Annotated in this window: 24 protein-coding genes; 3 read left to right on the forward strand and 21 right to left on the reverse strand. The window is 60.8% G+C overall.

Annotated elements, in window-relative coordinates; translation table 11 throughout:
• Positions 1-2: 2 nt before the first annotated feature.
• Genes MOQ06_RS10920 through MOQ06_RS10955 form a run of 8 tightly spaced genes read right to left on the reverse strand, consistent with a single transcriptional unit; the run spans position 3 to position 5,877 of the window.
• Positions 3-530, reverse strand: coding sequence for a DUF3833 domain-containing protein (locus tag MOQ06_RS10920; RefSeq protein WP_242172894.1), 528 nt, complete (start codon positions 528-530; stop codon positions 3-5).
• The gene (locus tag MOQ06_RS10925) at positions 527-1,051 is read right to left on the reverse strand and encodes a hypothetical protein (protein ID WP_242172895.1); all 525 of its coding nucleotides are present in this window, start codon (positions 1,049-1,051) and stop codon (positions 527-529) included. Before MOQ06_RS10925 ends, MOQ06_RS10920 begins: the two co-directional genes overlap by 4 nt.
• The gene (locus MOQ06_RS10930) at positions 1,048-1,533 is read right to left on the reverse strand and encodes a DUF2878 domain-containing protein (RefSeq protein WP_242172897.1); all 486 of its coding nucleotides are present in this window, start codon (positions 1,531-1,533) and stop codon (positions 1,048-1,050) included. The genes MOQ06_RS10925 and MOQ06_RS10930 overlap by 4 nt, the downstream gene beginning before the upstream one ends.
• Complete coding sequence (locus tag MOQ06_RS10935; protein WP_242172898.1) at positions 1,530-2,750, reverse strand: cyclopropane-fatty-acyl-phospholipid synthase family protein; 1,221 nt, start codon at positions 2,748-2,750, stop codon at positions 1,530-1,532. The genes MOQ06_RS10930 and MOQ06_RS10935 overlap by 4 nt, the downstream gene beginning before the upstream one ends.
• Positions 2,747-3,469: a DUF1365 domain-containing protein gene (locus MOQ06_RS10940; RefSeq protein WP_242172900.1), complete on the reverse strand. Its 723-nt coding sequence runs from the start codon at positions 3,467-3,469 to the stop codon at positions 2,747-2,749. The genes MOQ06_RS10935 and MOQ06_RS10940 overlap by 4 nt, the downstream gene beginning before the upstream one ends.
• A 1-nt stretch (position 3,470) precedes the next feature.
• Complete coding sequence (locus MOQ06_RS10945; RefSeq protein ID WP_242172903.1) at positions 3,471-4,730, reverse strand: FAD-dependent oxidoreductase; 1,260 nt, start codon at positions 4,728-4,730, stop codon at positions 3,471-3,473.
• Positions 4,727-5,446, reverse strand: a complete 720-nt coding sequence (locus tag MOQ06_RS10950) for an SDR family NAD(P)-dependent oxidoreductase (protein ID WP_242172905.1) — start codon at positions 5,444-5,446, stop codon at positions 4,727-4,729. The genes MOQ06_RS10945 and MOQ06_RS10950 overlap by 4 nt, the downstream gene beginning before the upstream one ends.
• Positions 5,443-5,877: a nuclear transport factor 2 family protein gene (locus tag MOQ06_RS10955; protein WP_242172908.1), complete on the reverse strand. Its 435-nt coding sequence runs from the start codon at positions 5,875-5,877 to the stop codon at positions 5,443-5,445. Before MOQ06_RS10955 ends, MOQ06_RS10950 begins: the two co-directional genes overlap by 4 nt.
• A gap of 259 nt (positions 5,878-6,136) precedes the next feature.
• On the opposite strand from MOQ06_RS10955, the gene MOQ06_RS10960 reads away from it, so the two are divergent.
• Together MOQ06_RS10960 and MOQ06_RS10965 are read left to right on the forward strand one after the other, a co-directional pair.
• Positions 6,137-6,334, forward strand: coding sequence for a hypothetical protein (locus MOQ06_RS10960; protein WP_022648035.1), 198 nt, complete (start codon positions 6,137-6,139; stop codon positions 6,332-6,334).
• Between the two features lies 1 nt (position 6,335).
• On the forward strand, positions 6,336-7,088 hold the full coding sequence (locus MOQ06_RS10965) for a hypothetical protein (protein WP_148419449.1): 753 nt from the start codon (positions 6,336-6,338) through the stop codon (positions 7,086-7,088).
• A 57-nt stretch (positions 7,089-7,145) separates the two neighbouring features.
• On the opposite strand, the gene MOQ06_RS10970 is transcribed toward MOQ06_RS10965, so the two are convergent.
• On the reverse strand, positions 7,146-9,122 hold the full coding sequence (locus tag MOQ06_RS10970) for an alkyl sulfatase dimerization domain-containing protein (protein ID WP_242172911.1): 1,977 nt from the start codon (positions 9,120-9,122) through the stop codon (positions 7,146-7,148).
• Between the two features lie 203 nt (positions 9,123-9,325).
• Between MOQ06_RS10970 and MOQ06_RS10975 the strand changes: the two genes are divergently transcribed.
• Complete coding sequence (locus MOQ06_RS10975) at positions 9,326-9,961, forward strand: helix-turn-helix domain-containing protein (RefSeq protein ID WP_148419447.1); 636 nt, start codon at positions 9,326-9,328, stop codon at positions 9,959-9,961.
• Between the two features lie 44 nt (positions 9,962-10,005).
• Here the strand turns inward: MOQ06_RS10975 and betT are convergent, their stop codons facing one another.
• The 12 genes from betT to paaC all read right to left on the reverse strand — a co-directional run bounded on the left by betT (position 10,006) and on the right by paaC (position 22,144).
• Positions 10,006-12,003: a choline BCCT transporter BetT gene (gene betT, locus MOQ06_RS10980; RefSeq protein WP_242172915.1), complete on the reverse strand. Its 1,998-nt coding sequence runs from the start codon at positions 12,001-12,003 to the stop codon at positions 10,006-10,008.
• Positions 12,004-12,185: 182 nt separating this feature from the next.
• On the reverse strand, positions 12,186-12,791 hold the full coding sequence (gene paaY, locus MOQ06_RS10985) for a phenylacetic acid degradation protein PaaY (protein ID WP_242172918.1): 606 nt from the start codon (positions 12,789-12,791) through the stop codon (positions 12,186-12,188).
• A gap of 9 nt (positions 12,792-12,800) precedes the next feature.
• The gene (gene paaX, locus MOQ06_RS10990) at positions 12,801-13,736 is read right to left on the reverse strand and encodes a phenylacetic acid degradation operon negative regulatory protein PaaX (RefSeq protein ID WP_193356495.1); all 936 of its coding nucleotides are present in this window, start codon (positions 13,734-13,736) and stop codon (positions 12,801-12,803) included.
• A 133-nt stretch (positions 13,737-13,869) separates the two neighbouring features.
• The gene (paaK, locus tag MOQ06_RS10995) at positions 13,870-15,186 is read right to left on the reverse strand and encodes a phenylacetate--CoA ligase PaaK (RefSeq protein ID WP_242172920.1); all 1,317 of its coding nucleotides are present in this window, start codon (positions 15,184-15,186) and stop codon (positions 13,870-13,872) included.
• Between the two features lie 26 nt (positions 15,187-15,212).
• Complete coding sequence (gene pcaF / locus MOQ06_RS11000) at positions 15,213-16,418, reverse strand: 3-oxoadipyl-CoA thiolase (RefSeq protein ID WP_242172922.1); 1,206 nt, start codon at positions 16,416-16,418, stop codon at positions 15,213-15,215.
• Positions 16,418-16,840: a hydroxyphenylacetyl-CoA thioesterase PaaI gene (gene paaI, locus MOQ06_RS11005; RefSeq protein ID WP_148419441.1), complete on the reverse strand. Its 423-nt coding sequence runs from the start codon at positions 16,838-16,840 to the stop codon at positions 16,418-16,420. The genes pcaF and paaI overlap by 1 nt, the downstream gene beginning before the upstream one ends.
• Complete coding sequence (gene paaH, locus MOQ06_RS11010; RefSeq protein ID WP_242172924.1) at positions 16,830-18,257, reverse strand: 3-hydroxyacyl-CoA dehydrogenase PaaH; 1,428 nt, start codon at positions 18,255-18,257, stop codon at positions 16,830-16,832. The genes paaI and paaH overlap by 11 nt, the downstream gene beginning before the upstream one ends.
• A 1-nt stretch (position 18,258) precedes the next feature.
• A complete protein-coding gene (gene paaG / locus MOQ06_RS11015) occupies positions 18,259-19,044 on the reverse strand; it encodes a 2-(1,2-epoxy-1,2-dihydrophenyl)acetyl-CoA isomerase PaaG (protein WP_347272546.1) in 786 nt (261 codons plus the stop codon).
• Positions 19,045-19,046: 2 nt separating this feature from the next.
• Positions 19,047-19,814 carry a 2,3-dehydroadipyl-CoA hydratase PaaF gene (gene paaF / locus MOQ06_RS11020; RefSeq protein ID WP_148419438.1) on the reverse strand — a complete coding sequence of 256 codons (768 nt, stop codon included), beginning with the start codon at positions 19,812-19,814 and terminating at the stop codon, positions 19,047-19,049.
• Complete coding sequence (gene paaE / locus MOQ06_RS11025; protein ID WP_242172926.1) at positions 19,811-20,881, reverse strand: 1,2-phenylacetyl-CoA epoxidase subunit PaaE; 1,071 nt, start codon at positions 20,879-20,881, stop codon at positions 19,811-19,813. The genes paaF and paaE overlap by 4 nt, the downstream gene beginning before the upstream one ends.
• 7 nt (positions 20,882-20,888) lie before the next feature.
• Entirely contained in the window at positions 20,889-21,386 is a 498-nt protein-coding gene (gene paaD / locus MOQ06_RS11030; protein WP_193356500.1) for a 1,2-phenylacetyl-CoA epoxidase subunit PaaD, read from the reverse strand.
• Positions 21,387-21,397: 11 nt separating this feature from the next.
• Complete coding sequence (gene paaC, locus MOQ06_RS11035) at positions 21,398-22,144, reverse strand: 1,2-phenylacetyl-CoA epoxidase subunit PaaC (protein ID WP_193356501.1); 747 nt, start codon at positions 22,142-22,144, stop codon at positions 21,398-21,400.
• Positions 22,145-22,147: the final 3 nt, after the last annotated feature.

Below are 22,147 nucleotides of genomic sequence, written 5' to 3' on the forward strand. Positions count from 1 at the left end.
CCTTACTCCTTGCGGGTAAAGAACAGCGTCACCGTGGCGACGGTGACGCCAAATTTCTTCATCTCGGTTTTATTAAACAGATGCGTGCTGTCCTGCAGGTACATCCAGTCGTCAAAGTGCAGCAGCCAGGTTTTGCCGTCCGCCTTCACGTTCATGCTGTAGCGCCAGTTCAGGGCGTTGCCCGCCGTCTGGCCGGTAGCGACGCCCTCAATATCCCCTGCCGTACCCTCGTAGCGATCGCTGCCGACCCGGCGGATGTGCCACACGCGCTGCTGCTTCTCGCCGTCGTCGTAGACAAAATGCTCGTTCAGCGTCAGCGTATCGCCGATAACATCCCCGGCGATCTCGACGTGAAAACGGCGGATCTGCTTCCCGCTGCGGTCCTGAACCATCCCCCACGCCTCGGTTTTCCCCTGGAAGTAGGTAAAAATATCCAGCGTCGGCTGCTGCTGACGATACTCTTTCACCTCCGTGCTGCACCCGGCCACCAGCATCGTCAGGGCAAGCGCCATTAACAGAATACGTTTCATTTTGGACCTCCGATTAACCGCTGACGCAGTTCAGGATATTCGGTGCGGGGATCGAACCAGATCGCCAGAAAACGCGAGCTGAACGCTGCCGACTGTCGCGGCCCCAGCGGCGTAAAGCCCGTCTGCGACGTCGGGCTGCGATACCAGAATTGTCCCTGGCCGCTGCTCACCACAAACGCGAGCTGCGCGCCGGCAGTAACGTCCGGCCAGAGCGTGGACAGCATGCGCAGCCAGGCTTCACTCTGCGGCTCCCGCTGCAGGATGCCCTGCGCCTGCCACTGGTCGCGGGTCGCGTCGACCAGTTCGTCGCGATCGATATCCCGGGCATAGGTGATAATCAGCGCGTTATCGCTGTCCATCCCCGCATAGCGCCCGTCGGGCGTCAGCAGCCGGGAGGTATACACGGTAAACGGCCCCCAGGTGAGCGTGGCGTCGCCCACCTTGCGCCAGCTCAGCCAGTCAGCCGCCTGCGCGTTACAGGCCATAACGGTTAGCGCGAGCGCGAGTAACAGATGTCTCATTGTTGCCTCCCCATCAGCAGGTGGAAAAACAGCATCAGCACCAGCCAGCCCGGGATCGTCCAGCTGACGACGATGAAGGTCGGCTCCAGGAACGTAATGGCCCCCAGCCGCTCGCCGATCAGGTAAGCCACCGGCCCGCCCAGGGTCGCCAGCGCCGTCAGCAGCCAGCCCGGCAGCGTGGTCGTGCGGGTCAGCTGCGTCCAGACGCAGGCAAACATTAGCCACAGCGCCACCATCCATAGCGGCATTATCGACGCGCCGGTAAAATCAATCAGCCCGGTCAGCGCCCAGACGGCGTCCAGCAGCGCCCCCGACGCGGCCAGCCCGAGGGCATAAATCCGGTGCGAGGGCGGTAACATCAGCCAGGCAATCGCCGCCAGCGCGATCCAGATAACCTGCCCCTGCTCGCGAAACAGCACCACCAGGGTCCAGTAGAGATCAAACCCGATGGCCAGCAGAAAGACCTGCCCGTAGCGTTTCATACGCGTTCCGCGGTCAGCTGCACCACGCTGATGGTGCGGGCGTTAAATCCGGCCTCACAGTAGCCAAAGTAGTACAGCCACATCCGGCGGAAACGGTCATCAAACCCGAGCTTCTCTATTTCGTGCCAGGCGTGAACGAAGCGCTGACGCCAGTGGGCCAGCGTGCGGGCGTAGTCCGGCCCCATGTCGAAGAGGTTACGCACCACAAAATCGGTATGGCGGGTCATCAGGTCATTCATGGCGGTAATGCTGGGCAAAAAGCCGCCGGGGAAGATGTAGCGCTGGATAAAATCGACGCTTTTGCTGTAGTCGCGGTAGCGCTGATCCTGAATGGTGATGGCCTGAATCGCCATACGCCCGCCCGGACGCAGGCGCGCCTGGCAGGTGCGGAAAAACGTCGGCAGGTAGCGTTGCCCGACGGCTTCAATCATCTCAATCGACACCAGCTTGTCGTAGACGCCGGTCAGATCGCGGTAGTCGCAGAGCAGCACCTCAACGCGATCCTGCAGGCCGGCCCGGGCGATCCGCGCCGTGGCCCACTGGTACTGCTCCTGAGACAGCGTGGTGGTGGTGACCCGACAGCCGTAATGACGGGCGGCGTACTCCGCCATCGCCCCCCAGCCGGTACCAATCTCCAGCAGACGATCGTTCGGGCCGAGCGCCAGCTGGTCGCACAGCCTCGCCATTTTCGCCTGCTGGGCCGCGGTCAGATCCTGATCCTCAGCGGTAAACAGCGCGCTGGAGTACAGGAGCTGTTCATCGAGGAAATGGGCGTAAAAGCTATTGCCGAGATCGTAATGGGCGGCAATATTGTCCCGCGCCTGAGCACGGGAGTTGCGCCGCGTCCAGTGGCGCAGCCGCTCTACCGGCTTTCCGAACAGGCGGAACCCTTTTTCCAGCTGCCCGAGGATCTGGCCGTTGAGCGCAATCAGCTCCAGCAGCGGCGTGAGGTGAGCCGTCTCCCAGTCGCCGTCCATCCACGCTTCCGCCGCGGCGAGGCTGCCGCCCGTTAAGATGCGCCAGTACAGGCCCGCAGAGAGCACCTGAACATCAGCGTGGATCGCGGCGGAGGTATCGCCGAAGCGGAAGGTCTGCGCGCCCTCACGGAGGGTCAGCGAGCCCCCGCGCAGGCCGCTCAGCAGGCGAAAAAGCAACCAGCGCGCGACGCGAGCGTTGCGCGGGATATCGGGTTCAAGCGCAAAGACGGGATCGGTCATGATCGTTCACTCCTGCTGAGGGGATGGTTATGCAGCGGCACGCGCTTCAGCCACAGCCTTAGCGCCTGCCAGTAAATAGCGAAAACGGTTTTGAGGGTCATCAGCGGGATGCGCACCAGCATCGCGCGCAGCGCCGGGCGCGTGAGCGGCGCGCGGCGAAGCGTCAGCGTGGCGTCAAACACCTTCGCCTCCTGATGATTTTCAATATGCATGCGCAGCGCGTGGTCCGGGCTGTTAAAGCGCCAGTGGTAAACCATCTCCATTGGGTTAAAGGGCGAGACGTGAAACGCTTTCTCCGTCGGCCGGGCGTCCTGCCCCTCCACCGCGTAGTAATGCCGTTCATTCCACGGCGTGTTACGCACTTCGGCGAGCACCCAGCGCAGGGTGCCTTCGCCGTCATAGCAGTAGTAAAAATTGACCGGGTTAAAATGCAGGCCGAAATAGCGCAGCTGCGTCAGGAGCATGACCCGCCCCGCCGGGCGCTCGCCGGTCAGGTTTTCCAGACGCTCGAGGACGCGCTCTTTCAGCGGCGTGCCCAGCGGGTAATCCGCATCACAGAACGCCGCCGGGGCAAAGCGGTTTCGCCGCACCCCGACGGAGGGCAGCATCTCCAGCTCATCGAGATCGAGCCAGGCCATAAACACGCTGTAGGTAAAATGGTGCGCTTTCGGCGTAAGGCGGCGGTGGCGCAGGGCGCCGTGGTACAGGCAGCTGTTCATCTCACCCGCCCTCCCCGGCCGCGATGGCGTTCACCACGTCCAGCGCGCTGCGCACGCCGTCTTCGTGGAAGCCGTTGTACCAGTAGGCGCCGCAGAACCAGCTCCGCTGGCGGCCGTTTATCTCGCCGCGCCGGGCCTGGGCATGCCAGCTTTTCGGGTTAAACAGCGGATGTTCGTAGACGAAGCGGCGCAGCACAAAGCGCTCTTCCACCGGCGTTTCCGGGTTAAGGGTGACGCAAAACAGCGGGCTACCGGCGGGCAACCCCTGCAAAATATTCATGTTGTAGGTGACGCAGGCGCTGGCCCGATCCTGTTCGCTCAGGCGATAGTTCCAGCTGGCCCACGCGCGCTCGCGCACCGGCAGCCAGCGCGGATCGCTGTGAAGCACCACCTCGTTGCGCTGCCAGCCGATATCCCCCAGCACCTCGCGTTCAGCCTGGGTTGGGCTGGCAAGCATCGCCAGCGCCTGGGCGGAGTGGCAGGCAAAAATCACCTGGTCAAAGGCGCATGTTTCCCCCTCCAGCTCAACGTCGACGCCCCGATCGTGGCGAATAACCCGCTGGACCTGGGCGTTGAGGCGCAGCGTCAGGCGGTTGCCGAGCCTGTCCATCATCGCGCGGATATACTCTCTGGAGCCGCCCGGCACCACGTACCACTGCGGACGATGGGTGATGTCCAGCAGACCGTGGTTTTCGAAAAAGCGCAAAAAGAGCGGCAGCGGGAAGCGCTTCATCTCCTGTAATGACGAGGACCAGATAGCCGCCCCCATCGGCAGAATGTAGTGGCGCGCGAAAAACGGCGTAAAGCGGTGCTGGCTCAGGAACGTCCCCAGGGTGGCGGACGCATCCACATCGGCCTGGAGCGCCCGTTTCGCCAGCCGGTTGAAGCGCACAATCTCCCTCAGCAGCATCCAGAAGCCGGGGTTCACCAGGTTACGGCGCTGGGCGAACAGCGACGTCAGGGTGTGGCCGTTATACTCCAGCCCGCTCTGCGGATTGTGCACCGAAAAGCTCATCTGCGTTTTTTGCCCGCTGATGCCCAGCTCGCTGAGCAGGCCCATAAAGCGCGGATAGGTGCGGTCGTTGTAGACAATAAATCCGGTGTCGATGGCGTACGTGCCCTGCGGGGTGTCGACGTCCACCGTCGCGGTATGGCCGCCCGGGGTGGCCTGCGCTTCAAACAGCGTGACCTGATGATGCCCGGCGAGGCGCCAGGCGCAGGTTAAGCCGGCGATGCCGCTGCCGATAATCGCAATCTTCATGATCTCACCATCCTGCGCAGCAGCGCGCGCTGAACAACGTCAGGCAGCCCGGCGAGCAGCCGCAGCGCCAGGCCAAACCCGGCGGGAAACGCGATACTCTCTTTTCCCTTTGCCAGCCCGCGGCGGATGGCGACGACGGCCTCCTCCACGCTTACCCGACCCGGCATCGGAAAATCGTTTTTACGGGTCAGCGGCGTGTCAACGAAACCGGGTGAAACGACCGTGACGGCAATCCCTTTTGGCTCCCAGTCGAGACGCAGCGTGTCGGCAAACCAGGTTAGCGCCGCCTTGGAAGCGCCATAGGCTTCGGCTCGCGGGAAGTGCAGCCAGTGCGCCATCGAACTGACCAGCACCACGCGGTTTCCGGCCACCAGCTGCGGCTGCAGCGCCGCGAGGCAGTTCACCGGCCCCATGAAATTGGTGGTCATCACCCGCTCCACCAGCTCCGCGTCCACTACGCCACGATCGAGATATTCGCAGGTGCCGGCGCACAGAATCACCACGTCGGCGGCACAGTCCGCCAGCGCCTGGCGACAGGCGTCCCTGTCCGTCATATCGAACTGGCGCACCGTGACGTTGGGGCTGTGCTGGTGCAGGGAAGCCAGACGTTGCGCATCGCGCCCGCAGGCAATCACCCGGTAGCCGTCGCTGGCGAAGGAGGCGGCCAGCCCCGCGCCAATGCCCGAGCTTGCGCCGGTAATCAGCACCGTTTTCACGATCTCACCCTCCGCTTAACGCCGCGCACGGCCCAGCCAAGCACCGGAAGATGCTCATAGATCATCTCTCCGGCATCGTAATAATCCCGCTGGCGAATAATGCGATCGTCCAGCATGTCCACCACGGAGCAGCCCGGCAGCTGCAGCACGGCTCCCCGGGCGATACGCGGATGCGACCAGTGCATAACCCAGGTCACAACAAAGCGATCCCCCTGCTGCAGCGGCGCATCGACGGTAAAGCGGCACTGCTGGACGTTAGCCAGCAGATGTGTGAAGTAACGCTGAAGCGCGAACAGCCCGCGGTGTTCGCCAAAGGGATCGATAAGGGTGGCATCGGAACGGTAAATTTCCGCCAGCGCGGAAGGTGGCTGGGTGTCCAGCGCGGCGTAGTAATCAACAAACCGACTGATGACGGACGGTAACGTGCTCATGGGTCACATCCTGGCTGTAAACAACGTAGCGATATCGCATAAATTAAACTTACACAATTAACGTTATTTGTCCAAGTTTGTGCGGATATATTTTTTATATCTGTTTTATTTCATGAGCTTACATAGACGCTCCGTATTGCGCTTTTGACTCAAAAGTCGACTGGCGCCGCCGCGCCGTTATTTTTTTAGGGATAACCTTAAGGCAAATGTTGCTTTTATCTTCCAGACTTATCCTTTTAATTCATAAGGATGTCACGCGATGAAAAATTTACTGATGGCGCTCTTTTCCAGCCCGGAATCTTTATTGCAGGTCATGAGTCACCAGGAAATTATCGAAGCCGTCGAGGATGGCGACCGCATCATTATCGATCAGGATGGAAACGCCTCGGTTAACTACAAAAGCAACGAGGTACGGCAGGACTTTCTGCGCCATGTCAACGCGCTAAAGAGGGCCTGAAATGGGAACGGCAATATTTATGGTTCTGATGGTGTGCGGCTACTGGTACACCAGCCGCGATCTCTCTACACGGTTCAAAATTAAGCGTTCATTCGGCTGGGATGTCTATTTTCTGGTTGCGCTGTATGGCTGCATTTTCGTCCTGCAGGGCGTGATCGCCACCGGCCTGCTCTGGCTGCTGCTGTTCGCCCTCTCCGCCGCCGACAACACGTTCCATTTTACGTCCGCAAAATACGCCGACTGGCAAATTGACTTCATGAACTGGAGCTTTCTGGGTATACAGGCGCCGGTGGTGGTAATGCTTACCTTTGCGATCCTGTTTTGCCTCTACCGCTCGAACTGGGCAGGCAGCGCCCGGCTGGACGGCGAAGGCCGGAAAAAGCTCTACAAGCGGCTCGCGCAGTCGAGCGGGATCGAACAGCTGCTCTACCAGTGCATGGAAGAAGGTGAACTGGCGCACGTCACGCTGAAATCGCGGCGGATTTATATCGGCATGATCCACACCGCAACCCTGGAATATGAAAAAACGGCCAACATCGTGCTTATTCCCATGCTGAGCGGCTATCGTGACGGGAAAAATATGCAGCTGTGCATTGAGCACAACTACAGCAGGTGGTACGCCGAGCATGACGTTACGCTGGATTCAGACCCAAAAAGCGCAATGGATTTTCGGAAGGTGATCATGCTGGACCAGATTGAGAGTATCTCGTTATTCGATCCGGCGAGCGCCAGCGCGCTGGCGATGCGTGAGTAAAAAAATGGCGCCTTATTGCAGATAAGGCGCCATCGTCAGGACGGGAGAAATGCCGGGTTATGGCGTCACAATATTGAACCAGAAGTCAAACTTGTCCATGTAGCTCAGCATCTCTTCTAGCTTCGCGCTGTTCCCGCTCACCTTCACCTCACCGCTGTCCATCGCCTGCTTCAGCGACGCTTCTTTCAGGATGATCTTGTTCAGCGTGGCGCGATCGAGCGTGATGGTGGCATCGGCATCCTTCGCCTGGGCATTGGCGGTATGGTTCAGCACGCCGTTTTCCAGTTCCAGCTTGTATTTGCCGCCATCTTTGCCGAGATCGACATTAAAGACCGCTTTCGCGTTACCGGCCCGCACGCCGTTGATGTGCACGCCCAGATAGTCGAAGAACATCTCCGGCGTCATCGCGCGCACGGTATCCGGGCTGGCGGTGTTTGGCGTTGGCAGCTTTTTAACGCCGTTACGCAGCTCCTGCGCGCCGGTCAGATAGAAGTTACGCCAGGTGCCCGCTTCGGCCTGGTAGCCCAGCTGCTCCAGCGCGTCGGCTTCGAGGTTGCGCGCGGCCTGGTTGTTTGGGTCGGCAAATACCACTTTGCTGGCCACCTGCGCCACCCAGCGGTAATTGCCCTGCTGATAATCAGCTTTGGCCTTCTGCATGATGGCATCAGCGCCGCCCATGTACTGCACGAACTTCTTCGCAGCCTGTTCAGGCGGCAGCTCGTCGAGGGTAGCCGGGTTGCCGTCGAACCAGCCGAGATAAAACACGTAGGTAGCCTTAACGTCGTGGCTGACGGAGCCGTAATAGCCCCGGCTGGCCCACTGTTTCTCCAGCGATTCCGGCAGCTTAAATTCGGCGGCAATCTCATCGCGGGTCAGGCCCTTATTGGCCATACGCAGGGTCTGGTCGTTGATGTAGCGGTACATATCGCGCTGGCCTTTCATCAGCCTGACGATATTCTCGTTGCCCCAGGTCGGCCAGTGGTGCTGGGCAATAATCACTTCCGCGTCCGCGCCCCAGCGCTCAATGGCGGCGTTAATGTACTTAGACCAGGCCAGCGGATCGCGGATTTTCGCCCCGCGCAGGGAGTAGGTATTGTGCAGGGTGTGGGTCACATCCTCTGCCGCTTCGATCATTTTCTTCTCTTTGACGTACCACAGCATCTCCGACGGCGCCTCAGAGCCCGGGGCCATCATAAAGTCATAGGTCAGGCCGTCGATCGTTTCCTGCTGCCCGGTATGGGTAATATAGTTGGTTGGTGGGATCAGGGTTACCGTACCTGCGGAGGTGGTCGTCCCAAGCCCCGCACCAACCTGACCCTTCGCGTCCGGCTTAAGCAGGTTGCCGTACATGTAGCTCGCGCGGCGGCTCATCGCGTTCCCGGCCATGATGTTCTCGGAAACGGCTTCTTTCATAAAGCCATCCGGCGCGTAAATCTTCACCTTACCGGACTTCACGTCGGCTTCGTCAACCACGCCGCGCAGGCCGCCGTAATGGTCAACGTGGCTGTGGGTGATCACCACCGCCACTACCGGCTTTTTGCCACGGTTAGCGTAGTAGAGTTCGAGCGCTTCCTTCGCCGGCTCGGCGCTTAGCAGCGGGTCAATAACGGTGATCCCCTTCTCGCCTTCGATGATGGTCATGTTGGAGAGGTCGAGGTTGCGGATCTGATACACGCCGTCGGTCACCTTAAACAGGCCGCCGATGTTAATCAGCTGCGACTGACGCCACAGGCTCGGGTTTACCGTGTCCGGGGCTTTTTCACCCTCCTTCACGAAATCATATTTCGCGGGATCCCAGATAACGTTTCCTTTCTCCCCTTTAATCATGTTCTGCGGTAACGGGGCGATAAATCCTTTATGCGCGTTTTCAAAGTCAGTCTTATCGGCAAACGGCAGCTTGTTATACAGGGCGTTATTCGCCTCGCGGGTGACGGGCGTGGCATTCTGCGGCTGCGCTTCAGCCCAGGCAGAAAGCGAAAGCGATGTGAATACACCGGCCAGCGCCAGCTGCTTCGCGATTATCGTTAATTTCATTAAATGGCCTCATAGATTATTAGCACCGCCTGCGATATTTACTGCTGGCGGATAATTTTAATGCGAACTCATTGCAGACCATTCTAATCAGAATACTTTCCCATGATAGTCCCATATGGGACTGGTATAAGGTTATCTCGTCATCCGGTCGCTACTGCTGCTATACTCGCTACGAAGACAGACGTTGCGGAACGAGGCCTGGCGTGAATTTTCAGGATATACATACCTATTATCAGCAGCTCAATATTGGGGGCTTTTTTCCCCAAATCCTTTCTACAGGAGAAGCGTTAACCGTTGGTGCAAATAAAAAGCTAACCGTCGAGCCTGGCTATATTTATTTCTGTACCGAAGGTTCACTGACGATATTAATGCCGGAAGATGGTTTGAATATTGGCAATACTATTGAATATATGCCGATAGGGCTTATGGAACGGTATTGCCCGTTAGCGAAGTTTGAATATCGCAGCAGCGCGAAGGTTAAGCTGGTAAAAATTCCCTGTGCCGATTTCGATCGGCTATTTTTGCACGGCGGGCCAGAGCGCGTGCAGGAGCTGGCCACCATTCTGACCTTCATGTCGATTTTTACTATCGATCTGCATAACGAACGCAGGCAGGTCACCAGCTACCAGACCATCAAACCGATGCTGTATCGCTATCTCTACCGGCAGAATACCCACACGGGCGAGAATGAGGGCCTGGCGCTGTTTATCATCAAGCGCACTAACCTGTCGAGAACCCACGTGTTTCGCGTGCTGGCGGATCTCAAAGCCGGGGGCTATATCACCATGAAGCGCGGAAAGCTGGTGTCGATCGACAGGCCGCTGCCGGAAGACTATTAGCCTACCCTGAAGCAGATGCCTCAGGGCATGCTCATGCTGGCCGATTAACGCACCAGGTGCAGGAAGTGCAGATGTTTTTCGTACTGGTCCAGGATATCGTTAATTAACTGCTCCTGGTTCCAGCCCATCACATCGTAATTTTGCCCGCCTTCCTTGAGGTAGATTTCTGCCCGGTAGTACCGGTGCTGCTCTGCCTGGTTTTCATCGTTGTCCATCGCCGCCAGCGCGAAGGTTGGGGAGTTATAGCCGCGCAGCCTGACTTCATAAATAAAGTTCAGCTCGTTGCCTAAATCCACCTCAAGACGAATACGCTCGTCAGACGCGTCACTGATATGACTTTGCGTTCCCTGCTTATTCAGCTCCTCCTGAACCAGCACCATGGCCGGCCTGATCACCTCTTCCATAAAGCGCTTCACCAGAGAGCGCTTAGGCAGGTAGGCGATGTTGCGCAGACGTCGCTGCCACGGAATGGGGTTGCGGGCCGCCGTCGGCGCGATAGTCGCCATGCTCAGGCTCTCGCGCTTGGTCAAATCGCGTCGGAGCGCCTTCAGCAGGCCATAGATCGACACCAGCAGGATCATCGAGAACGGTAGCGCGCTGGCGATGGTCACGGTTTGCAGCGCGCTCAGTCCACCCGCGAGCAGCAGCGCGATTGCCACAACGCCCATCAGCGCGGCCCAGAAGATGCGCTGCCAGACGGGGGTATTGGCCTCGCCGCCGGACGCGAGGGTATCCACCACCATCGCCCCGGAGTCAGCGGAGGTAACAAAGAAGACGATGACCATCGCCATGGCGATAAATGACAGCACCGACGAGAACGGGAAATGCTCAAGGAAATTAAACAGCGCCAGCGCCACGTCCTGCTGGACGGTATTTGCCAGATCGGACGCCCCCTTATTCATGATGAGGTAAATGGCGCTGTTGCCGAACACCGTCATCCACATCAGGGTAAAGCCTGCCGGGACGAACAGCACGCCGGTGACAAACTCGCGGATGGTTCTGCCGCGGGACACGCGGGCGATGAACATCCCGACAAACGGCGACCACGACAGCCACCAGCCCCAGTACAGCAGCGTCCAGCCCCCCAGCCAGTTGCTGGACTTCGGTTCATAGGCGTACAGGTTAAACGTTTTGCTCACCAGCTCGGACAGGTAGCCGCCGGTATTTTCCACAAAGGATTTCAGCAGCAGCACGGTTGGCCCGAGGCACAGCACCAGCACCAGCAGCAGCACCGCCAGCCCCAGGTTTAGCTCAGATAAAATACGAATGCCTTTATCCAGGCCGGACACCACGGAAACGGTCGCCAGCCCGGTAATCAGGACGATCAGGATCACCTGCACGGTATCGTTGATGGGCACGCCAAACAGGTGGTTCAGCCCGGCATTGACCTGCAAAACGCCATAGCCTAACGAGGTCGCCACGCCGAATACGGTGCCGATTACCGCGAAGATATCCACCGCATGGCCTATCGGGCCGTAAATACGGTCGCCGATAATCGGATACAGCGCCGAGCGAAGCGTCAAGGGCAGGCCGTGGCGGTAGCTGAAGAACGCCAGAATCAACGCAACGATGGCGTAGATAGCCCAGGCGTGCAGCCCCCAGTGGAAGAATGTCAGCCGCATGGCCTCTTTGGCCGCAGCTACCGTTTCAGGCGTCCCCACCGGCGGAGAAAGATAGTGCATCACCGGTTCCGCCACGCCGAAGAACATCAGGCCGATCCCCATCCCCGCCGAAAACAGCATCGCGAACCAGGAGTGGTAGCTGAAGTCAGGCTGGGAGTGGTCGGGCCCGAGTTTAATATCGCCGTAGCGGGACAGGCCGAGGTACGTCACGCTCATTAAAATCAGCGCGACGGCAAGAATGTAAAACCAGCTGGCGTTAGTGAATATTTGCTGTTGCAGTAACTTAAAGTTTTTATCGGCAACGTCGGGGAAAATCGCGGCAAAGGCGACAAGAAGGAAAATTAACAAAGCAGATGTGTAAAATACCGCTTTGTTAATCTGGCTTTTGGACTGCTTTGGGATAGTGTCGTTTTCACTCATATAGTGTCTTCCATAAACGCATTGACCGCTCTGAATGAGAGGCATGATCTGCGTCAGGGTAACAAAATACCTGTGTGAATGCAGGTCAGATTCGTTCAAATATACACTATCCCGCAGCGGGATTATTTATCGCGCGTTAGCGCTTCCTCATGCCGGTGTATTATCACGTACGCGAGAAAGAGTTAATTATCCCGGCCTGACGACTTTGGCCGTAAATTCTCATCGAAGACCAGCCGCTGGCGTCCGGGCTCCTCTTCGCGCAGCGGCTCAACCTGATGCAGGGTTCGCTTGCAGCGTTCCACCAGCACCTGATACTCCCGCGTGCCCTGCTTTTTCCACTCCATCTCCTGGGCGCTCAGCTCACGGATGGCCTTTGCCGGGCTGCCGATAATCAGATGATTAGCGGGCATCTCCGCCCTGGCCTTCACAAACGCCGCTGCGCCGACGATGCTGTTTTCCCCGATCGTCGCCCCGTCCATGACCACCGCATTCATCCCCACCAGCGCGTTGCGGCGGATGATACAGCCGTGAAGAATGGCGCTATGGCCGATATGCCCGTCCTCTTCCACCACGGTGTCCTGCTCCGGGAACCCGTGCATCACGCAGTTATCCTGAATGTTGGCGCCATCCTTCACCACGATACGGCCAAAATCACCGCGCAGGCTGGCGTTGGGGCCAACGTAAACGCCTTTACCGAGGATCACGTCGCCGATCAGCACCGCCGTCGGATGAACGTAGCTCTCTTCAGGCACCACCGGCGTCAGGCCATCAATTTGATAAACGGGCATAGCATCTCCTTACTTGATATTCAGACCACCAAAGCGCTGGTGATAAAGCGTGCCGGGGGCAGGCAGTTGGCCCACCGAGGTTTCCCCCTTCTCGCTGACGAACGCCAGAGCGCCCGCCGCCACGCGCTGGTAAATATTGATGCACAGCTGCCGCGCGCTTTGCCCCGCCCAGTGCGCGGGCAGTAGCTCCTCGGGCAACAGCGGATCCTTTAGCACCACGCGACGATAAAAATGAATCAGCAGCAGCTGGATCTGGAAGCAGCGCTCCGGGGTCAGATCCTCCGGCGATGCTTCCTTCAGCAGCGGCAGCAGCGGACGGAACGAGTCAATAAACGTCTCGTACATCGCGTTTTGTTCGGTAAGCTGCCAGCACTCCTCCACGCGGGACCGCAATGCCGCGCGCGACAGGGCCAGCGGCGAATGGGCCTCAAAGAAGATGACGTTTTCCGCCACGCCCGCGTCGTGCAGCAGGGACTGCACGTCCGCCAGGTTCTGCGACGGCGAGGCCATCAGGCTTGGTGCCAGCGTGCCGAATCCCTGCCAGATGAGCTGTTTTTTCACGTCCGCGAGGGTGGTTTTATCCAGCCCCTCGGAGAGCAGCAGCAGCCATTTGCCGTCCCACGCCGGCAGCTCCGCGCGATAAATTTTGTTCTCCGCGCGCCGCGTCAGGCGTAACCCCTTGTCGCTGAGGCGGTAAAAGCTGCGTCGTCCAATGCGCGACACGTCCAGCCAGCCCTCTTTATTGAGGCGGAACAGCGCGGTGCGCACAAAGCGTTCGCCGAATCCCATCCCCTCCAGCAGGGCCGCCAGGCTGCCGAGCCAGATCTCGCCCCCGCGATGGGAAAGCGCATCACCGTAAAGGGAAGCGATAAGCGAGGTCCCGCTGATGGGAACGGAGCTGACCGCGTGCTGGATAAAGGCGTCAAGTTTATTCATATGATTCATTCTGTTGTGATTTTTTTCCTGGATGAATCATAGCACAGGAATCTGGGATCGACCCTCACCCTAACCCTCTTCCAAAGGGAGAGGGAACGTAGTACACCCTCTCCTTTTGGGAGAGGGCTGGGGTGAGGGAAATTCAACCGTTGGCGGCCACTTTACGCAAATCAAACACCCGGCAGGCTTTACCCTCCGAGCGGGGAATGCTGCCGCAGTTCACAATCATCACATCGGTTGAGATCCCCACCATCGACTTAATACGGTGGCGCAGCTGGTGGCAGACCTGACAGCGCTGCTCGTGCGTTAACGTTAAGCTACTCTGCTTAAGCTCAACCTTCACCGAAAGTGAATCAAGATGCCCGCGACGGTTCACCTCCAGCTGATAGTGCGGCGAAAGGTGTTCAAACTTGACGATCTCTTCTTCCAGCTGTGACGGGAAGACGTTAACGCCGCGAATGATGAGCATGTCGTCGCTACGCCCGCTGATGCGGTCCATCCTGCGCATGGTGCGCGCGGTGCCCGGCAGCAGGCGCGTCAGATCGCGGGTGCGGTAGCGGATCACCGGCAGCGCCTCTTTGGTGAGCGTAGTGAACAGCAGTTCGCCCTGCTCGCCGTCGGCCAGCGGCGCGCCGTCATTCGGGTTGACGATCTCCGGGTAGAAGTGATCTTCCCAGATGGTCGGGCCGTCAGCGGTTTCGAGACACTCCATCGCTACCCCCGGGCCCATCACTTCGGAGAGGCCATAGATGTCCAGCGCGGTAATGCCCAGCCGTTTTTCAATTTCACGGCGCATCGCCTGCGTCCACGGCTCGGCGCCAAACACGCCGACGCGCAGGGAGCAGGCGCTGGCGTCACCGCCCATCTGGCGCTCCAGCTCTTCGATCAGGTTCAGGCAGTAGGACGGCGTAACCATGATCATGTCCGGCTGGAAATCGCGGATCAGCTGCGCCTGCTTCTCCGTCTGGCCGCCGGACATCGGGATCACCGTCGCCCCCAGACGCTCGGCACCGTAGTGCGCGCCCAGCCCGCCGGTAAACAGCCCGTAACCGTAGGCCACGTGAATTTTATCCTTCGCGCTGCCCCCGGCGGCGCGCAGGGAGCGGGCGACGATATTGGCCCAGTTGTCGATGTCATTTTGGGTATAGCCCACCACGGTCGGCTTCCCGGTGGTGCCGGACGAGGCGTGGATGCGCACCACCTGCTCCATCGGCACCGCAAAGGTATCGAACGGGTAGTTGTCGCGCAGATCCTGCTTGGTGGTGCACGGGAATTTTTGCAGGTCCGCCAGCTCGTTAAAATCGTCAGGGTGAACGCCCGCCGCGTCAAACTTGCGTTTGTACATCGGAACGTTGCTGTAGGCGTGGTTCAGCGTCCACTTCAGGCGCGCGGTCTGCAGGGCCTGTAATTCATCAACGGACGCGGATTCGATCGGGTCAAGCTTTGTTGTATTTATCATCGCAGGGTACTCACATTATTGTTCGCTCAAACACGCTCAAGGATCATGGCAATGCCCTGACCCACACCGATGCACATCGTACACAGCGCGTAGCGCCCGCCGCGTCGGTGCAATTCATTGCCTGCGGCCAGCGCCAGTCTGGCACCGCTCATGCCCAGCGGGTGGCCCAGCGCGATCGCCCCGCCGTTCGGGTTGACGTGCTCCGCGTCATCCGGCAGGCCCAGCTGGCGCAGCACGCCCAGCGCCTGTGCGGCAAAGGCTTCGTTAAGCTCAATGACGTCCATATCGGCGATACTGAGCCCGGCACGCTCCAGCACCCTGCGGGTGGCGGGAACCGGGCCCAGCCCCATCAGACGCGGCTCTACCCCCGCGGTTGCCATTGCCACAATGCGAGTGCGCGGGGTTAATCCCTGGGCCAGCGCCATCTGCTCGCTGGCGACAATCAGCGCCGCCGCGCCGTCGTTCACGCCGGACGCGTTCCCCGCCGTAATCACGCCGTTCTTACGAAACGGGGTTTTCAGCGCGGCCAGCTGTTCAAGCGTGGTCTCCGCGCGCGGATGCTCATCCTCCGCCACCTCCGTCACCGCCCCTTTTTTGCCGGGCACCTGAACCGGCACAATCTCCTGCGCCAGAACGCCGTTCTGCTGCGCCCGCGCGGTGCGCTGCTGGCTGCGCAGGGCAAACGCGTCCTGATCGGCACGGCTGATATTTAACAATTCAGCTACATTCTCTGCCGTTTCCGGCATGCTGTCAGTTCCGTATTGCTGATGCATGAGCGGATTCACAAATCGCCAGCCGATGGTGGTGTCGAAGATTTCCGCCTGACGCTGGAACGCCGCCGTGGCCTTGCCCATCACGAAAGGCGCGCGGGACATGGACTCCACGCCGCCGGCGATCAGCAAATCGCCCTCTCCGGCCTTGATGGCGCGCGCCGCAAAGCCAAGCGCGTCCAGGCCTGAACCGCACAGACGGTTAATGGTGGTAGCAGAAACCGCGTGCGGGAGCCCGGCGAGCAGCGCCGACATGCGCGCCACGTTGCGGTTATCTTCCCCGGCCTGATTCGCGCAGCCGAAGATCAGGTCATCTATCCGCTCGAGGTCAAGCTGCGGGTACCGCGCCAGCAGCGCGCGCAGCGGCACGGCGCCTAAATCATCAGCGCGCACGCCGGACAGGCTGCCGCCGTATCGACCGATCGGGGTACGAACACCATCACAAATAAATGCGTCACGCATCAGGCTTCTCCTGTCACACTGCCGCCGGTGCGGTGGGATTTCCCGCGAAAGAGAGCGACGGTTTTCTGTTGTTGGTTTTGAATTTCAATGTCGTATACGCCGGTCAGCCTGCCCTGATGCTTTACCCGCGCGGTGGCGGTGAGCTTATCCCCGGCGAAGCCCGGACGCAGAAAGTCGATGGAGCAGCCAGAGGCCACCGCCGCCAGCCCCTGGCTGTTGCAGGCGTAGGCAAAGGCGGTATCGGCCAGCGAGAACAGCTGGCCGCCGTGGCAGGTCTGATGGCCGTTGAGCATCTGCGGCGTGATGGTCATCGTGACCACCGCATAGCCTTCGTCCATTTCGATAATGTCGATACCAAGCGCCCGGGCGCAGGCGTCCCGTTCATACATGGCACGGGCGTTGTGCCAGGCGTTATGACTCATGGCTACTCTCCAGAAGCGCGCGCTGGCGCAGCAGTGAACAGGGGCGATAGCGTTCTTCGCCGTAGTGACGTTGCAGGTTCTCCAGCAGCGCTAACAGACGCTGCCAGCCAAGACGCTCGCCCCAGGCAATCGGGCCGCAGGGGTAGTTCACCCCTAAGCGCATGGCGGTATCGATGTCTTTTTCGCTGGCAACCCCTTTTTGCAGCGCGTCCAGCGCTTCGTTGGCAATCATCGCCACCGTGCGCCAGACCAGCAGGCCGGGGTAATCGGCAATCTGCACCACCCGCTTCCCCTGGTGCTGCAACCAGTGAATGGCCTTCTGCGTGGCGGAGTGCGGGTTGCCAGACGCTGCGGCAATCACGGCCACGTCGCGCTCGATGCGGTCAACCACCACGACCGGCCGACCGTGGCGCAGCGCCAGGGACTGAGCGGTTTCCCCCTGCGTTTCAATCAACAGCAGCTCGTCGATTTCCGTGACGCCGTCACTTCTTCGCTGGGCGCGCATCGGGCTGAAGCTGTCGCTAACCGGCGCGAGCCAGCTGACGGCAGGCTTTTCTTCCTGCCAGCGGTAGACACCCTGCCCGCTTTTTTTGCCCAGACGCCCGGCAAGCACCAGCTCCTGCTGCACCAGCGACGGCAGAAACCGGCGCTCCTGCCAGAAGGCGTTAAACACGGAGCAGGTCACCGCAAAGTTGACGTCCTGGCCAATCATGTCCGTCAGCTCGAGCGGCCCCATCGGGAAGCCACCGCCGTCCCGCAGGGCGGCGTCAATTACCTCCGGCGCCGCCACCTGCTCTTCCAGCGCGCGCCACGCTTCGGAATAGAAAGGACGCGCCACCCGGTTGACGATAAAACCCGGCGTGGACTGGCAGCGTACCGGCTGTTTTCCCCAGTTCAGCGCCAGCTCGCAGAGGGTATCGACCACTTCCGCCGAGGTTGCCAGCCCGCTGACCACCTCCACCAACTTCATCACCGGCGCGGGGTTAAAGAAGTGCAGCCCGGCGACGCGCTCGGGATGGCTAACCTCCGCCGCAATGGCGGTAACGGAGATGGATGAGGTGTTGCTGGCAAGCAGCGCCTGCGGCGGGCAGACCTCTGCCAGCTGGCTAAACAGCGCTTTTTTCACCTCAAGACGCTCAGAGGCCGCCTCGATCACCAGATCGGCCTGCGCCAGGGCATTGATGTTCGTCACCGGGGTCAGGCGGGCCAGGATTTGCTCCCCGGCTTCGGCAGTGAGTTTTCCGCGCGAAACGCGAGAGGACAGACGCTCGCGAATACCGTCAATGGCGCGGGAAATGGCCAAAGCGTCAATGTCGTACACCAGCACCGGATGACCGTGGCTGGCCGCCACCTCGGCAATACCGGCACCCATGGTGCCGCTGCCGATCACGGCGACCGTGTGAATGTTCGTCGCCATCTTATTTCCCCGTAAAGCGCGGAGCGCGTTTCGCCAGGAAAGCGCTGACGCCCTCCCGGTAGTCGTCGCTGCGTCCGGCAAGCCGTTGGTAATCCCGCTCAAGATCGAGCTGAGCGTCCAGCGTGTTGGTTTCCGCGGCGTTAATCGCCCGCTTGATCAGCCCCAGCCCGAACGTGGGCTGAGAGGCGAAATGGAGCGCCATCTGCTGCGCGGTAGCGGAGAGCTGCTCGTCGTCCACAACCTGCCAGATCATTCCCCAGTCCTGCGCCTGCTCGGCGCTGAGCTTATCCCCCAGCAGCGCCAGCCCCATGGCGCGGGCGCGTCCGGCAACGCGCGGCAGAAACCAGGTGCCGCCGCAGTCCGGCACCAGCCCGAGCCTGCTGAAGGCCATCACGAAGGTGGCCGAGCGGGCGGCGATCGCCATGTCGCAGCCGAGCGCCAGCGTCGCACCGGCCCCTGCCGCCACGCCGTTCACCGCACATATCACCGGCTTTGGAAGCTTTGCCAGGCGGCGCACCAGCGGGTTGTAAAAGGTTTCAACGGACATGCCCAGATCGGGCGCGGGGCCGTTCGGGTCAACGTTACGGTCGTTAAGATCCTGCCCGGCGCAAAAGCCGCGCCCCGCGCCGGTAATCAGCAGGCAGCGGATGGCGTCATCGCGCTCAGCCTGCTTCAGGCACTCGGAAAGCTGCTGGTGCATTACGTCGTTAAAGCTGTTCAGGCGCTCGGGGCGGTTCAGCGTAATGGTCATTACGCCCTGCTCAACATGGCTCAGAATAAATTCCACAGTTAGCGTCCTTTAAAGTCTGGGGTGCGTTTTTGTAAGAAGGCAGCGATACCTTCACGGCGATCGTCGGTGGCCGCGAGCAGCGTGAACAGCTGACGCTCCTGCGCGAGCCCGGCCTGGAGCGGCACCTCCTGCGACTGGCGCAGCGCCTGCTTCGCCGCCTGTAGCGCCAGCGGCGAGTGGCGCGCCATCAGCGCCGCCTGCTTCAGGGCGTACTCCAGCGTCAGCGAGGCCGGGAAGACGTCGCTGACCAGCCCGGCGCCGTGCGCCTGAACCGCTGTAATGCTTTCGCCCGTCAGCACCATTTTGCTGGCAAGCGATTTACCCACGCAGCGGATCAGCCGCTGGGTGCCGCCCGCGCCCGGCATGATGCCCAGGGAAATCTCCGGCAGGCCAAAGCGGGCGTTATCGCCGGCAATCACCACGTCGCACAGCAGCGCCAGCTCGCAGCCGGCGCCGAGCGCGAAGCCGTTGACGGCGGCGATCAGCGGCTTGTTGAAGGCGTTAATCCGCGCCCACAGCTGGGGACGGATATCGTTCAGGGTGGCGGGCAGGTCTTTTTCAGCCATTTCGTTGAGGTCTGCCCCGGCCGCGAAGCAGCGTTCACTGCCGTAAATCACGCAGGCAGAAATTTCCGCGTCCGCGGCGGCGGCCTCGAGCTGCCCCGCGAGCAGCGTCAGCAGCGCATTGTTGAGCGCGTTGCGCGCCGCCGGACGGTTGAGCGTCAGCTGCATCACGCGGCCATGGCGGGTGACAATCAGTTCGTTCATGCCATCCCCTTCGCGTCAAAATCGACAATAACGTCGGCGGTCAGCGGCAGCGCCTGACAGCTCAGCACATAGCCTGCCGCCAGCTCGTCCGGCTCCAGGCTGTAGTTGGTAGCCATATCGACTTTCCCGCGCAGCACTTTGCATTTGCAGGTGGCGCATACGCCGCCCTTGCAGGCGTACGGCAGATCCGCCCCCTGACGCAGGGCCGCGTCCAGGATGCTCTCGTCGTCCGCCGTCAGGGTGATTTCCCGGTCGCGCCCGTCCTGGCGGACGGTCACCTTCTGCCCCTCGGCCTGCACGCCGTGCGTTCGCTTCGCGGCGATGCCCGGCGTGTTAAAGCGCTCCAGGTGAATCGCTTTTTCCGGCATGCCCAGCGCTTTCAGCGCCGCCTCGGCGTCGTCCATCATCGCCGACGGGCCGCAGATGAAGGCTTCGTCGTACTGGCGGAAGTTAATCAGGGTTTTTGCCAGCGCCTGGAGCTTTTCGCCGTCAATGCGGCCATGCAGCAGATCGCTGTCGAGGGTCTCCTGGCTGAAGATGGACACCAGCTGCAAACGCTGCGGGTACTTATCCTTCAGGTCCGCCAGCGCCCGGCGGAACATCATGCTCTGGCTGCTGCGGTTGCCGTAAATCAGGGTGAAATGGCTGTGCGGTTCCGTGGAAAGGGTCGCGGAGAGAATGGCCAGCATCGGGGTGATCCCGGATCCGGCGGCAATCGCCAGATAGTGGCCTTCCCGTTCGGCCTGCGGCTGGTAGCCGAAATGTCCCTGGGGAACCATCACCTCCAGCGCCATGCCCTGTTTGATCTCATCCCGGGCATAGCGGGAAAAGCGCCCGCCCTCGATGGCCTTCACCGCCACGCTAATTTCTCCCGGCGCGGTGCTGCGGCAGATGGAGTAGCAGCGGCGCAGTTCTTCATCCCCGAGCCGGGCTTTCAGGGTCAGATGCTGGCCGGGGCGGAAGCGGTACGCCTCCTGCAGCGCCTGCGGCACCGCGAAGGTAATGGTTACCGCGTCGCGGGTTTCGGGTTCCACTTTTGCCACTGTTAATGAATGAAACGTTGTCATGGCGGCCTCAAATACATTTGAAATAGTCGAACGGCTCACGGCAGGTATTGCAGCGATAGAGCGCCTTGCAGGCCGTGGATCCAAATTCACTGATAAGCGAGGTATCGGTGCTCGCGCAGCGCGGGCAGCTCACCTCAGCCGGCGCGTGTGCGTGACAGCTGTGGCCCACGGGCGGGCTGATGCCGTATGCCCGCAGGCGCTCGCGCGCGTCGGCGGTCATCCAGTCGGTGGTCCAGGCCGGTTCAAGCTGGAGCACGATATGCACCGGGGTAAAGCCGCTTGCGGTCATCGCCTCGCGGATCGCCCCCAGCAGGTGCTCCGTTGCCGGGCAGCCCGAATAGGTTGGCGTAAAGCCGATGACCCAGCCCTCACCCTGCGCCTTGACGCTGCGCACCATGCCTAAATCGGTGATGGTAAGAACCGGCACTTCCGGGTCGGGGATCTGGCTTAACAGCGCCCAGATCTGCGGGATTTGCGCCGGGGTGACGTCGACGAGGCGTTGCATAGCGTGCTCCTTTACCACTGCTGCCCGGGGTAGGCGCGCTGGAGATACTGCATCTCTGCCAGCATCGGCCCCAGATGTTCGGTATGAAGGCCCTTCTTGCCTCCCGTGCGATACGCCACCTCTTCGGGCACGCTGAGCTGAGCTTCCGCCAGGCCGGCAAACACCTCGCTCTCCCACGGTTCACGCAGGGTGCGAGGGTCAACCGCCACGCCGGAATCAATCAGCGCCAGCTCGACGTCGTCGGCGTCGAACAGCTCGGCCGTAAAGCGCCACAGGCCGTTCACCGCCTGCTGCATTTTTTGCGCGGAGGTTTCCGTGCCGTCGCCCAGGCGCACCAGCCAGCCGCGGCTGAAGCGCAGGTGATAGCGCGCCTCCTTAATGGCTTTAGCCGCGATGGCGGCAAGCTGGCCGTCGCTGCTGCGGATCAGCCGCTCGTACAGCGCCACGTTCCAGGCGTCCATCAGGTACTGGCGGGCGATGGTGTCGGCAAAGCTGCCGTTTGGCTGTTCCACCAGCAGCACGTTGCGGAACTGACGCTCATCGCGCCCAAACGCCAGCGCGTCTTCATCGCCCTGGCCTTCCAGCCCGGCGGCGTACGTCAGGAAGTTGCGCGCCTGGCCGAGCAGATCGAGGCCAATATTGGCGAGCGCCAGGTCAATTTCCAGCTCCGGCGCGTGGCCGCACCAGGCGCCCAGACGCTGAGAAAGCACCAGACCGTTGTCGCCCAGGCGCAGGGCATATGCGGATACGTTGTTCATCCC

The sequence above is a fragment of the Enterobacter sp. I4 genome, assembly GCF_022669095.1.
Classification (GTDB): domain Bacteria; phylum Pseudomonadota; class Gammaproteobacteria; order Enterobacterales; family Enterobacteriaceae; genus Enterobacter; species Enterobacter pasteurii.